The organism is Rhodoplanes sp. SY1, from assembly GCF_046000175.1.
GTDB lineage: Bacteria > Pseudomonadota > Alphaproteobacteria > Rhizobiales > Xanthobacteraceae > Rhodoplanes.
The window spans coordinates 21,227-33,447 of sequence record NZ_JBEOMB010000111.1 but is presented as its reverse complement, the minus strand read 5'-3'; the positions used below and the strand labels follow the sequence as shown (position 1 = coordinate 33,447).

The following is a 12,221-nucleotide window of genomic DNA, read 5'->3' as shown; positions in this document are numbered from 1 at the left end:
CGCGCAGCCGCTCGGCGGCGATCGCGGCCGACGGCGGCTCGGGCTCGGGGAACAGCGGTGCCCCGAGACCTGCCTCGGCGCTGGGCGACATCCCGGGCGCGGGCGAAAGCCCGGCCGGCCGGCCGCGCGCGGGCGGCTCGGGCCGCTCGGCCCGTCCGAGAGGGGCTCCCGCGACGGCGCCGGCCGGCGCCCCGGCGGCGAGCGCGGTGCGAATGGCGATCAGCTCGCGCAGCACATAGGACAGGCCGATCAGCACGAGCCCGCCGGTCATCGCCGTGACGCCCGCCGCGATCGCCGTGTTGCCGGTGCCGAACTCGTTGTTGGGGATGCCGAAGGCGACGCCGCCGAGGCCGACCACCGTCAACACCGCGCCGACCGCCAACAGGACCAGGACCATCGCTTCACCCTCTACGCCCACACGGAAGCACGGCCATGCCGACAGCGCCATGCGGCGCCGTCCCACCGGACGCCCCCTCGGGGCGGTCTCGACTGCGGCCGGAACTGCCGGCCGGGCGCCGAAAACCCGTGTCCGGCTTTCGGCGAAGATACCCAGGCCTTTGACGGATCACAACCATTTTGGCGCGCACGGCGGTCCTGCGGGCGCCCCGCGAGTCCCGGGCCGACATTGTCGGCGGCATCATGGCACCAGGGCGAGGTTGCGCCGAGCGCGCCCGATCTCTACGTGAGAGGGGTCGGACGCCGTTCTCGGACCGTGAATGGTCACCCCCGATTACATCCGAACCCTCGAGGAGCAACGCGATGTCGTTTTCGCTGCCGGACCTGCCCTACGCCCACGACGCGCTCGCGCCGTACATGTCGCGCGAGACGCTCGAATATCATCACGACAAGCACCATCTGGCTTACGTGAACAACGGCAACAACCTGCTCAAGGGCACCGAGTGGGAAGGCAAGTCGCTCGAGGAGATCGTCAAAGGCTCGTTCGGCAAGAACGCCGGGCTCTTCAACAACGCCGGCCAGCACTACAACCACCTGCATTTCTGGAAGTGGATGAAGCCGGCGGGGGGCGGCGACAAGATTCCGGGCGCGCTGGAGAAGGCGATCGTCGCCGACCTCGGCTCGGTCGCCAAGATGAAGGAGGACTTCACCCAGGCCGGCGTCACCCAGTTCGGCTCGGGCTGGGCGTGGCTCGCCGTCAAGGACGGCAAGATCGTCGTCACCAAGACGCCGAACGGCGAGAGCCCGCTGGTGCACGGCGCCACCCCGATCCTCGGCTGCGACGTGTGGGAGCACTCCTACTACATCGACTACCGCAACCGGCGCCCCGACTACCTGAAGGCGTTCCTCGATAATCTGGTGAACTGGGAGTATGTGGCGGAGCTCTACGCCGCCGCTTCCAAGTGAACCGTCGGATGTGAGATGATGCGGTGGCGCCGGCCTCGCGGGCACGCGAGCGCCGGCGTCGACGCATCCGGACGGGGTCGAGGCGGGACGCTCTGCCGTCGTTTCGCCGCCTCCAGGGCCCAGAGCGGTTGCGACACTCGCGCCCACGCCTCGTCTCCCCTCGGCGGCGACGCCCGCCCACACCCGAGCCTCCGATGCATCCGCCGATGCCCGCCGCGATCTCCGACGCCCCCGCGCGCAGGACGGGGCCGCGCGGCCTGCATCCCGCCGATATTGCCGCCGTCGGCGTGCTGGTGATCGTCTGCGGCGTGGCGCTGGCGACCTTCCGCGACTTCGGCATGGGCTGGGACGACTACGCCCACGCCGAGTACGGCGGCCTCCTGCTGCGGCTCTACGACTCCGGCTTCACCGATCGCCGCGCCCTCTCCTTCGTCAATCTCTACGCGTATGGCGGCGGCTTCGACATGCTGGCCGCGCTCGTCGCCAAGGTGCTGCCGTTCGAGCTGTTCGAGACGCGCCGGCTGGTCGGCGCGATCATCGGCATCGCCGGGCTGGCGATGACCTGGCGGATCGCGCGCCGGCTCGGCGGTCCGATCGCCGGGTTCGTCGGCGTGACGCTGCTCGCCACCTGCCCGCTGTGGATCGGGCACATGTTCGTCAACCCGAAGGACGTGCCCTTCGCGGTGGCGATGCTGGCGGCGACGCTCGGCTTCGTGCGGGCCTTCTCGGAGTATCCGAAGCCCCATGTGCCGACCGTGGCGCTGCTCGGGCTCGGGCTCGGCCTCTCGTTCGGCTCCCGCGTCATGGGCGCCCTCGCCGCGGTGCCGACCGCCGCCGCCTTCCTGCTGATCATCGTCGCCGAGGCGCGCCGGCTGGGCGTCCGCGACGCCGCCCGGCGGGCCGGCGCGTTCCTGCTGCGGCTCATGCCGGCCGTGGTCGTCTCCTATGCGCTGATGGCGCTGATCTGGCCGTGGTCGGTGGTGTCGCCGCTCAATCCGGTGAAGGCGCTCGTCTACTTCTCGCACTTCTTCGAGAAGCCGTGGCGGGAGCTGTTCGAGGGCGAGCTCCTGTGGGTCGTCGACATGCCGCGGCGCTACGTGCCGGAGCTGTTCGCCCTGCAGACGCCGGAGCTGTTCTGGGCGCTCGCCATCGCCGGCGTCGTCGCCGCGCTCGCCGCGGCGGCGCATGGCGACCGCCCGCTCAACCGTCGCGCCAGCCTGGTCTTCCTCGCCGTGTCGACGGTCTTCCCGATCGCCTTCGCGGTGATCACGCGGCCGGCCATGTACAACGGCATCCGGCACTTCGTCTTCGTGCTGCCGCCCGCCGCCGTGCTCGGCGGCCTGGTCGGCGCGCTGCTGGTGAGCCGCGCCGCCGCGACCGAGGGACGCCGCACCGCCATCGCGGCCGCCGCGCTGGCCGTGATGCTCGTCCACCCGATCGTCACGATGATCCGCATCCATCCCTATCAGTACGCGTATTTCAACGCGCTCGCCGGCGGCCTCCAGGGCGCCGACGGCCGCTTCATGCGCGACTACTGGGGCCTGTCGATGAAGCAGGCCGCGCAGGCGCTGCGCGCGGAGCTGGCGAAGCGCGGCGAGCTGCCGACCGGCAAGACCAAGCGCCATGTCGCGATCTGCGGGCCGCAGCGCCCGGTGCGGGTCGAGCTCGGCAAGGCCTATCCCACCGACTGGCAGCCGCAGGGCGGCGAGTTCGCGATCTCGCTCAACGAGTTCTACTGCGCCAAGCTGGACGCCCCGGTGATCGCCGAGGTGGTGCGCGACGGCGTCGTCTTCGCCCGCGTCTACGACATCCGCGGCCGCAATCTCGAGACGCTGCTCACGCCGCTGCCGCCCTGAGCGCGGCAGCAGCGGGCGCGCGCTTGCACGACGAGCCACGAGTCTCGCAAGATGCGCCCGTCGCGAGGGGGAGCGCCATGCCGGTCTTCGTGTTCGACGCCTACGGCACGCTGTTCGACGTCCATGCGGCGATCGCCCGCCATCGCGACGCGGTCGGCCCCGACGCCGACCGGCTGTCGGAGCTGTGGCGGACCAAGCAGCTCGAATACACCTGGACGCTGACGCTCGCCGGTCGTTTCGTCGATTTCTGGACGCTGACCGAGCGGGCGCTCGACCACGCGCTGGCGCGCTGCCCGTCGGTCGACCCGACGCTGCGCTCCGCCCTTCTCGACGCCTATCGGGTGCTCGACGCCTATCCGGACGCCGTGGCCGCCCTCGCCGCCCTCAAGGAGGGCGGCAAGCGCACCGCCATCCTGTCGAACGGCACCTTCCGCATGCTGGCGAGCGCAGTCGAGGGGGCCGGCCTCGGACCGCATCTCGACGCCGTGCTGTCGGTCGAGTCGGTCGGCGTCTACAAGCCGCGCCCGGAGGTCTATCGCCTGGTCGTCGACACCTTCGCGGTGACGCCGACCGAGGTGGTGTTCGTCTCGTCCAACCGCTGGGACGTGATGGGCGCCGCGGCGTTCGGCTTCCGCCCCGTATGGATCAACCGTGCCGACCAGCCCGAGGAGTATCACGACCTCGCGCCGCGCTACCGACTGTCGAGCCTCGCCGACCTGCCGCGGCTCGCCGCCGGCGATCCGATGTGACGGACGGATCGCCTCACTTCAGCAGGAACGGCAGCAGGATCGGCACCAGGATGGCGGTCAGGAGGCCGTTGAGGCCGAGCGCGATGCCGGCGAAGGTGCCGGCCAGCGGATCGACCTGGAAGGCGCGCGCCGTGCCGATGCCGTGCGAGGCGAGCCCGGCCGCGAAGCCGCGCGCCGCGTAGTTCTTCAGGCCGAGCGCGTTCATCAGCGGCGTCACCACGATGGCGCCGACGATGCCGGTGATGATCACCATCACGGCGGCGAGCGCCGGGTCGGCGCCGATCGCCTCGGCCGTGCCCATGGCGATCGGGGTCGTCGCGCTCTTCGGCGCCAGCGCGCGGGCCGTCGAGGCATCGAGGCCGACCAGGCGGGCGAGCAGCACGGCCGAGGCGATCGCCGTCACCGAGCCGACGACCAGCGCGACGACCATCGGCACCAGCAGCCGGCGCACCTGCGGCAGGTAGCGCACCAGTGGCACGGCGAGCGCGACGGTCGCCGGCCCGAGCAGGAAATGGACGAACTGGGCGCCGGCGAAATAGGCCGGGAACGGCGTGCCGGTGACGACCAGCACGACGGCGACGAACAGCACCGCGATCAGCACCGGATTGGCGATCGGCCGGCGCCCGGCGGCGACGAAGATCGCGTCCGCCGCCACATAGGCGACCAGCGTGGTGGTGAGCCAGAGGAGCGGGCCGCCGGAGAGATAGACCCAGAGATCGACGAGGCTCATTGCTCCTCCTCCACGGCCTCGTTCGCCGGCTCGTGATGGACAGGGGCGAGCCCCATCAGGCGCGCCACGGCCGCGAACACCACGGCCGTGACGGCGAGCGTCACGACGGTGGACAGCACCAGCACGAGCAGGATGCGCAGGCCCTCGTCGCCGAGCCGACCGAGATGCTGGACGATGCCGACCCCGGCCGGCACGAACAGCAGCGACAGGTGCTTGAGAAGACCACCGGACACGTCGCCGACCTCGGCCGGCAGCGGCATGCGGGCGAGCATCAGCATGGCGAGCAGCACCATGCCGACCACCGGCCCCGGCACCGGAAGCCCGAAGGCGCGCACGAACGCCTCCCCGGCGAGCTGGCAGCCCAGCAGAATGGCGAACCCTTGCAGCATGGCACCTCGCGGCGTGTCTAGGCGGCGTGTCTCGACGGCGTGAACCGGTCGTTTCGAGGGGGCGCAATCTCGCCGCTCCGCCGCGACGAGACAAGCACGGACGGCGCGAGGCATTGCTGCCGTGCGGGAACAGGACGCAGGACTCCGGATCCGGCGATCAGCGAAACCGGCCGTCCCGGGTTGCAACCTCGCGCCACACCCCTACACTCGGTTTAGACCATGCGAGGTGGCCGATGAAGATCAAGGCAGTGGTGCACGAGGCCGAGGAGGGCGGCTACTGGGCCGAAGTCCCGGCCATCCCGGGCTGCGCGACGCAGGGAGAAACGCTCGACGACCTCATGCGGAATCTGCACGAGGCGATCGAAGGCTGCCTGTCGGTGGAGATCGGAACGGCGCTTTTCTGAGAACAAGCAATGCGGGCGGTCCGTGCCGGTCGGCTGAGAAATCCCCATCCCGGCGAGATTCTGCTCGTCGAGTTTCTGCAGCCCATGGGGCTGTCGCAGACGGCGCTGGCACGCGCCGTCGGGGTGCCGCCGCGCCGCATCAACGAAATCGTGCTCGGCAAGCGAGCCGTCACGGCCGACACGGATCTGCGGCTCGCGCGCTACTTCGGTCTCTCCGACGGGCTCTTCCTCGGCCTGCAGACCGACTTCGAGCTGATGCAGCGCCGCCGCGAGATCGGGCCGACGTTGAAGGCCATCAAGCCGCGGGCGGCGTGACGGGATCGACGCGACCTAGCCGACCCGTCGTCCCTTCAGCATCCCGACGACGCCCAGATCCTCGTCGAGATCCGGCCAGTGAATCCCCATGGACATGAGCTCGTAGTTGGCGCGTTCCCGTTCGCTCGCGGTCATCAACCGTGGATACCATTCGAGCGGCGTCGCGATCCTTCGCCCGTCCACGAGCGTGACGACGAGCTCGGTCGCCGTGAACGTGACGGCACAGGGCCGAAGGTCACCGACGTCGATCTCCAAAACACTCATGCCATGCCGCCATCAGCTCGTTTCGGTGTACCTTCAGGTGCCGCAGGATATCATTCAGCTCGTGCGGCGGGAACCCAGCGTTCACAGCGACCTTAAGATCGTGCAACCAGAGCTTGGCTTCCCTGTCTCCGGCCCGAACATGAATATGGGCCGGCTCGTCACCTTCGTTGGAGTAGAAGAAGGCCCGATAGGGACCCCAACGTAGGACGGTCGGCATGACGCCCTCGTCCTACCCCGCCAGCGCGTTCAGGATCCGCGCCCAGCTGCGGATGCCCTTGTGGAAGGAGCGCAGGTCGTACTTCTCGTTGGGCGAGTGGATGCGGTCGTCGTCGAGCGCGAAGCCGATCAGCAGCGTGTCCATGCCGACCAGCCGCTTGAAGTCGGCGACGACCGGGATCGAGCCGCCGGAGCCGATCATCAGCGCGTCGCGGCCCCACTCCTCGGTGAGGGCGTTTCGCGCGGCGGCAAGCTGAGACAGATCCCACGGCACCGCGACCGCCGGAGCGCCGCTGAGACCCGTGAAGGTCACGCTGCAGTCGGCCGGCAGCCGCTCGCGGACGAAGGCCCGGAACGCCTGGCGGATCGCGTCGGGATCCTGCCCGGCGACCAGGCGGAACGAGACCTTCGCGAAGGCCTTCGAGGGGATCACGGTCTTCGCGCCGGCGCCCGTGTAACCGCCCCAGATGCCGTTGACGTCGCAGGTCGGCCGGCAAAACAGCTGCTCGACGATCGTGCGGCCCCGCTCGCCGGCGGGCTCGGAGAGGCCGACCGGCTTCAGGAAGCTCTCCGGCGTGAGATCGAGGCCGCGCCAGACGGCGAGCACGTCGGCAGGCGGATCCGTGATGCCGTCGTAGAAGCCCGGGATGGTGATGCGGCCGTCGTCGTCGTGCACGCCGCCGAGGATCTTCGTCAAGACCCGGATCGGGTTGCGGGCCGCCCCGCCGTAGAGACCGGAGTGCAGATCACGGTTCGCCGCCGTGATCTCGATCTCCTCGTACACCATTCCGCGCAGCGCCGTGGTGATGGCGGGCGTCGCCGTGTCCCACATGCCGGTGTCGCAGACGAGCGCGAGGTCGGCCGCGATCGCGCCGCGGTTCTGCTCGATCCAGGTCGGCAGGTTCTTCGAGCCACACTCCTCCTCGCCCTCGACCAGCATCGTCACCGGGAGCGGCAGCTTGCCGGTGACGGCGACATAGGCGCGGCACGCCTCGACGAAGGTCATCACCTGGCCCTTGTCGTCGGACGACCCGCGGGCGACGATCACCTTGCGGCCGTCGTCGAGCGTTTTTATGCGCGGCTCGAAGGGAGGGCTCTCCCACAGGTCGAGCGGATCGACCGGCTGGACGTCGTAGTGGCCGTAGAACAGCACGCCACGCGCCGCGGAGTCGCCGCCGCGGCCGAGCACCACCGGATGGCCGGCCGTCTCGGACAGATCCGCCGCGATGCCGAGGCTGCGCAGGTCGGCGGCGAGGTGCGCCGCGGCGGCCCGGCAGTCGCCCGCATGGGCCGGATCGGTCGAGATCGACGGGATACGCAGAAAGGCGAACAGCCGTTCGAGGCTCTTGTCGAGGTCGGAGTCGATGCGGGCGAGAACCTGGTCGAGGACGGTCATGTCGAAAGCATCCCTGATCGAGAACGTGCTGGCTGGAGACGACGCGGCGTGATGCAGCCTCAGCCGCGGTCGGAGGAGCGCTGCGGGTTGCCGAACAGGCCGCGGGAGGCAGCCGTGCCGGTGTCGGTGCCGCCGTCGTCGACGAGACCGTAGGTTCGGCTGCGGCCGCGACCCGACTGGGCGTAGCTGCGGCGGGACGACGGAGACATGCCCATGCGCTTCAACGCCTCCTGGGTCGCCGTGCGGGCGACGACGGCGGCGACCGAGCGGCCGAACTGGCGCACCGCCGGATGCGACAGGAACGCCCCGATGCCGCCGAGAATGCGGCTGCCGAGGCCGGGCTGCTCGGCCGGCGCACCGCCGCCGGCACGCCCGCCGCGGCCGGAGCCGTCGCGCGGCGCGTCCTCGTCGCCGGCCGGCGCGGCATCGCCGTTCAGGAGATCGGTCAGCGGCCGGTGCGGCTTCGCCTTGTCGTAGCGGCCGCGCAGCGGGCTCGACGCCAGCAGCGCCTGGCGCTCCTGCGGGGTCAGCGGCCCGACGCGCGCCGCCGGCGGCCGGATCAGGGCGCGCTCGACCATCGAGGGCGTGCCGTTGCCCTCCAGGAACGACACCAGCGCCTCGCCCTTGCCGAGCTCGGTGATGACGGCCGCGGTGTCGAGCCTGGGGTTCGGCCGGAACGTCTCGGCCGCCGCCCGCACCGCCTTCTGGTCGCGCGGCGTGAAGGCCCGCAACGCGTGCTGCACCCGGTTGCCGAGCTGGGCCAGCACGGTATCGGGCACGTCGAGCGGGTTCTGGGTGACGAAATAGATGCCGACGCCCTTGGAGCGGATCAGCCGCACCACCTGCTCGATGCGGTCGAGCAGCGCCTTGGGCGCCTCGTTGAAGAGGAGATGCGCCTCGTCGAAGAAGAACACGAGCTTCGGCTTGTCGAGATCGCCGACCTCGGGCAGCCGCTCGAACAGCTCGGCGATCAGCCACAAGAGGAACGTCGCGTAGAGCCTGGGGCTCTGCATCAGCTTGTCGGCCGCCAGGATGTTGATGCGGCCGCGGCCCTGCTGGTCGACCGCCATGAAGTCCGAGAGGTCGAGCTCCGGCAGGCCGAAGAACTTCTCGCCGCCCTGGTTCTCGATGACCAGGAGCTGGCGCTGCACGGCCCCGATGGTGGCCGGCGCCACGTTGCCGTAGCGGTTGCCGATGTCCTTGGCGTTCTTGCCGAGGAAGGCCAAGAGCTCGCGCAGATTGGCGAGGTCGACCAGATCCTGGGCCTCGCCGTCGGCGGCCCCGTCCGCCTCGTCCATCACCTTGAAGGCGATGTTGATGACGCCCTCCTGGACGTCGTTGAGGTCGAGCATGCGGGCGAGCAGCAGCGGCCCGAGATCGTGGACGGTGGCGCGGATCGGATGGCCCTGCTCGCCGAACAGGTCCCAGAACACCACGGGAAACTGATCGGGCACGTAGTCGAAGCCCATCTGTTTCGCCCGCTCGACGAAGGCCGGCTTCGCCTCGCCCTTGGCGGCGACGCCGGAGAGATCGCCCTTGATGTCGGCGGCGAACACCGGCACGCCGGCGCGCGAGAAGCCCTCCGCCAGCACCTGCAGCGTGACGGTCTTGCCCGTGCCGGTCGCCCCCGTGATCAGCCCGTGCCGGTTGCCCAATGCCAGCGTGAGATATTCCGGTGCCTCGCCCTTGCCGACGAGGATCTTTCCGTCCTGATCCAGCGTGCCCATGGTCGCTCGCGATCGCCTCCGCCGCTCTCCGCCCGCCCGGCCTAGCCGCCAGCGAGCCGCTCCGATCGATACAGGCTTATACTGATTGCGCTTCGTCCGGGCGAGCCGGGCGGCATCGCGCCGCATCATCGGAAATGACGCATAGACGCGAGGCGTGGGCTTCGTTGCGGGATCGCAACACAGGCCTGCAACAAGGCCGTCGCAATCGTGGCGTGATTGTGTTTCGATCTCGGGATGTCAGAATAATGACCGAGTGCGTGACGGGGCGAGAGGGGGCCATCGTGTTCGTTGCCAGCCGAATCGCTGCGCGTTCCGGTGCGTCGTGCCAGGCGGGGGCACGGCCGGAGAGCGTGTCGAGAGGGTCGTCGTCGCGGCAGTGCGCAGCAAGGCGCGGGGCGACGCGATGAGATACTCGATCACCGAGCTCGACGGCATCGTGCCGGGGATCGCCGAGGCGCTGAAATCCGCCGGCATCCGCACCACAGCGAAGCTGCTCGAGGCGGCCAAGGATCCGAAGGGCCGCAAGCTGCTCGCCGAGCGCACCGGGCTCGCACCGCAATGCCTGCTGCGCATCGCCAACATGGCCGACAAGATGCGGATCAAGGGCGTCGGCGAGGACTATGCCGAGCTCTTGGAGGCCGCCGGCGTCGACACGGTGCGCGAGCTGAAGTACCGCAACCCCGCCAACCTGGCGAAGCGGATGGCCGAGGTGAACCGCCACCGCAAGCTGGTCCGCACCCTGCCGACCGAGAAGGCGGTGGAGCGCTGGATCGAGGCCGCCAAGGATCTCCCCGTCAAGATCAGCTACTAGGCGCGGCCCAGCGAGCCGTAGCCCGCATGGAGCGCAGCGGAATGCGGGAACGGCGGTTCCCGGATTGCGCTTCGCTTCATCCGGGCTACGAACCGAGCGCGTGGCGCACCTCTCCCCGCGCGCGGGGAGAGGGAAGAAAGCCCCGCCCCGCTTGACTCCGCCCCGCCGGCGCGCAAAGCCCTCGGCCATGACCGCGCCCCCCACCCTCGTGGCTCCCGATAGCCTCGCCGATCTCCTGCGCGCCGGCCGGCCGCTGGTGATGGGCGTGCTCAACGTGACGCCGGATTCCTTCTCGGACGGGGGGAGGTTCTTCGATCCCGCGACCGCGATCGCCCAGGCCGAGACGATGGTCGCGGCCGGCGCCGACATCGTCGACGTCGGGGCGGAGTCGACCCGCCCCTATGGCGGCGCCAAGCCCGTGACGGCCGAGGACGAGATCGCGAGGCTCGCGCCGGTGCTCCCGGCCGTCGTCGAGATGGGCGTGCCGGTGTCGATCGACACCATGAAGGCGGCGGTCGCCGACTGGGCGCTCGACCACGGTGTCGCGATCCTCAACGACGTGTGGGGCCTGCAGCGCGATCCCGAGATGGCGCCGCTCGCCGCGCGCCGCGGCGTGCCGATCGTCGTCATGCACAATCGTGACGCGGCCGACCCGACGATCGACATCGTCGCCGATGTCGAGGCGTTCTTCGCCCGCTCGCTCGCCATCGCGGCCGACGCCGGGCTGCCGGCCGAGCAGATCGTCCTCGATCCCGGCATCGGCTTCGGCAAGACGCCGGCGCAGAGCATCGCGACGCTCGCGGCGACGCGGCGCTTCCTCGGCTTCGGCCGGCCGCTGCTGGTCGGCGCCTCGCGAAAGCGTTTCATCGACAGCGTGTCGCCCGCGCCTCCCGACCAGCGGCTCGGCGGATCGATCGCCGCCCATCTGCTCGCCGTCCTCGACGGCGCCGCCATCGTGCGCGTGCACGACGTCGCCGAGACCGTCCAGGCGCTGAGAGTCGCCGCCGCCATCCGGACCATGACATGACCGCCGCGCACGACACCGTCTTCATCACCGGCCTCGCCGTTCACGCCTATCACGGCGTGATGGAGCACGAGCGCACGGTGGGCCAGACCTTCCATCTCGACCTGACACTGTCGGCGGACTTGTCCGAAGCATCGCGCACCGACAAGCACTCGACCACGGTCTCCTACGACCAGGTGGTCGAGTGCGCGACCCGCGCCTTCGCCGAGAAACGCTGCCGGCTGATCGAGGCGGCGGCCGCCGCCGTCGCCGACGCCGTGCTGGCGCAGTTCCCGCGCGTCGTCGACATCCGCATCACGGTGCACAAGCCGCACGCCCCGATCCCGGCGACCTTCACGGATGTCGGCGTGTCGATCCTGCGCAAGCGGAATGGCTGAGGCGGTCCTCTCGCTCGGCGGCAATGTCGGCGACGTCCGCGCGACTCTTTTTCGCGCGCTGGAGATGCTGTGCGAGGACGGCGCCGTGACGCTCGTCGTGCGCTCTTCTGATTACGCGACGCCGCCGTGGGGCGACACTGACCAGCCGGCCTTCGTCAATCTCTGCGCCAGAGTCGCGACGACGCTCGCGCCGCACGATCTCTTGCGCCGCGCCCGCGCGGTCGAGACGGCGCTCGGCCGCGACCGCGCGCGAGAACGGCGCTGGGGACCGCGCACCGTCGACATCGACATCGTCACGTATCGTGCCGCCGACGAGGGCGAGGCCCCGCGCGAGGTGACGCTCGACACGCCGGATCTCGCACTGCCGCATCCGCGTGCCGCGGAGCGCGCCTTCGTGCTGGTCCCGCTCGCCGAGATCGCGCCGGATTCTCTACTCGGCGGCGTCGCGGTGCGGGATTTGATCGCGCGGCTCGACACCAGCGACATCACCAGACTGTCGAGCAAATAACGTCCCATCCGTAGATCGCCGGAGGCGATCACGGCCCAGGATGCCGGTCCCCGCGGTCAGATACGGACCTATACTTACGCACTGCCGCGAAGG

15 protein-coding genes and 1 pseudogene are annotated in these 12,221 nt (G+C 70.2%); 9 read left to right on the top strand and 7 right to left on the bottom strand.

What is annotated here, in order from left to right; all coding sequences use genetic code 11:
* Positions 1–397, bottom strand: a pseudogene (locus tag ABTU92_RS23570) (hypothetical protein); the annotation flags it as partial.
* Positions 398–759: 362 nt separating this feature from the next.
* On the opposite strand from ABTU92_RS23570, the gene ABTU92_RS23565 reads away from it, so the two are divergent.
* The 3 genes from ABTU92_RS23565 (at position 760) to ABTU92_RS23555 (ending at position 3,967) form a co-directional block, all read left to right on the top strand.
* The gene (locus ABTU92_RS23565; RefSeq protein ID WP_408094058.1) at positions 760–1,362 is read left to right on the top strand and encodes a superoxide dismutase; all 603 of its coding nucleotides are present in this window, start codon (positions 760–762) and stop codon (positions 1,360–1,362) included.
* A gap of 194 nt (positions 1,363–1,556) precedes the next feature.
* The gene (locus tag ABTU92_RS23560; RefSeq protein ID WP_408094057.1) at positions 1,557–3,218 is read left to right on the top strand and encodes an ArnT family glycosyltransferase; all 1,662 of its coding nucleotides are present in this window, start codon (positions 1,557–1,559) and stop codon (positions 3,216–3,218) included.
* Between the two features lie 77 nt (positions 3,219–3,295).
* Entirely contained in the window at positions 3,296–3,967 is a 672-nt protein-coding gene (locus tag ABTU92_RS23555) for a haloacid dehalogenase type II (RefSeq protein WP_408094056.1), read from the top strand.
* 13 nt (positions 3,968–3,980) lie between these two features.
* Here ABTU92_RS23555 and ABTU92_RS23550 read toward each other — a convergent pair whose 3' ends face one another.
* Together ABTU92_RS23550 and ABTU92_RS23545 are read right to left on the bottom strand one after the other, a co-directional pair.
* On the bottom strand, positions 3,981–4,697 hold the full coding sequence (locus tag ABTU92_RS23550) for an LrgB family protein (protein ID WP_408094055.1): 717 nt from the start codon (positions 4,695–4,697) through the stop codon (positions 3,981–3,983).
* Complete coding sequence (locus ABTU92_RS23545) at positions 4,694–5,086, bottom strand: CidA/LrgA family protein (protein ID WP_408094054.1); 393 nt, start codon at positions 5,084–5,086, stop codon at positions 4,694–4,696. Before ABTU92_RS23545 ends, ABTU92_RS23550 begins: the two co-directional genes overlap by 4 nt.
* Positions 5,087–5,319: 233 nt before the next feature.
* Here ABTU92_RS23545 and ABTU92_RS23540 point away from each other — a divergent pair, with 233 nt between their 5' ends.
* Both ABTU92_RS23540 and ABTU92_RS23535 read left to right on the top strand, forming a co-directional pair.
* Positions 5,320–5,490 carry a type II toxin-antitoxin system HicB family antitoxin gene (locus ABTU92_RS23540; protein WP_408094053.1) on the top strand — a complete coding sequence of 57 codons (171 nt, stop codon included), beginning with the start codon at positions 5,320–5,322 and terminating at the stop codon, positions 5,488–5,490.
* Between the two features lie 9 nt (positions 5,491–5,499).
* Entirely contained in the window at positions 5,500–5,805 is a 306-nt protein-coding gene (locus tag ABTU92_RS23535) for a HigA family addiction module antitoxin (RefSeq protein ID WP_408094052.1), read from the top strand.
* 15 nt (positions 5,806–5,820) lie between these two features.
* On the opposite strand, the gene ABTU92_RS23530 is transcribed toward ABTU92_RS23535, so the two are convergent.
* The 4 genes from ABTU92_RS23530 to ABTU92_RS23515 are packed head-to-tail and all read right to left on the bottom strand — an operon-like array spanning position 5,821 to position 9,408.
* Positions 5,821–6,069: a DUF2442 domain-containing protein gene (locus ABTU92_RS23530; RefSeq protein WP_408094051.1), complete on the bottom strand. Its 249-nt coding sequence runs from the start codon at positions 6,067–6,069 to the stop codon at positions 5,821–5,823.
* Positions 6,041–6,286 (bottom strand): DUF4160 domain-containing protein, encoded by a 246-nt coding sequence (locus tag ABTU92_RS23525; RefSeq protein ID WP_408094050.1) that lies wholly within the window; start codon positions 6,284–6,286, stop codon positions 6,041–6,043. The genes ABTU92_RS23530 and ABTU92_RS23525 overlap by 29 nt, the downstream gene beginning before the upstream one ends.
* 12 nt (positions 6,287–6,298) lie before the next feature.
* Entirely contained in the window at positions 6,299–7,681 is a 1,383-nt protein-coding gene (locus ABTU92_RS23520) for a M20/M25/M40 family metallo-hydrolase (RefSeq protein ID WP_408094049.1), read from the bottom strand.
* Positions 7,682–7,740: 59 nt separating this feature from the next.
* Entirely contained in the window at positions 7,741–9,408 is a 1,668-nt protein-coding gene (locus tag ABTU92_RS23515; protein WP_408094048.1) for a helicase HerA-like domain-containing protein, read from the bottom strand.
* A 403-nt stretch (positions 9,409–9,811) separates the two neighbouring features.
* Here ABTU92_RS23515 and ABTU92_RS23510 point away from each other — a divergent pair, with 403 nt between their 5' ends.
* From ABTU92_RS23510 to folK, 4 genes are all read left to right on the top strand, one after another.
* Positions 9,812–10,219 (top strand): DUF4332 domain-containing protein, encoded by a 408-nt coding sequence (locus tag ABTU92_RS23510; protein ID WP_408094047.1) that lies wholly within the window; start codon positions 9,812–9,814, stop codon positions 10,217–10,219.
* 187 nt (positions 10,220–10,406) lie between these two features.
* Positions 10,407–11,246: a dihydropteroate synthase gene (folP, locus tag ABTU92_RS23505; protein ID WP_408094046.1), complete on the top strand. Its 840-nt coding sequence runs from the start codon at positions 10,407–10,409 to the stop codon at positions 11,244–11,246.
* Positions 11,243–11,620 carry a dihydroneopterin aldolase gene (folB, locus tag ABTU92_RS23500; protein WP_111359956.1) on the top strand — a complete coding sequence of 126 codons (378 nt, stop codon included), beginning with the start codon at positions 11,243–11,245 and terminating at the stop codon, positions 11,618–11,620. The genes folP and folB overlap by 4 nt, the downstream gene beginning before the upstream one ends.
* Positions 11,613–12,128, top strand: coding sequence for a 2-amino-4-hydroxy-6-hydroxymethyldihydropteridine diphosphokinase (gene folK / locus ABTU92_RS23495; RefSeq protein WP_408094045.1), 516 nt, complete (start codon positions 11,613–11,615; stop codon positions 12,126–12,128). Before folB ends, folK begins: the two co-directional genes overlap by 8 nt.
* Positions 12,129–12,221: the final 93 nt, after the last annotated feature.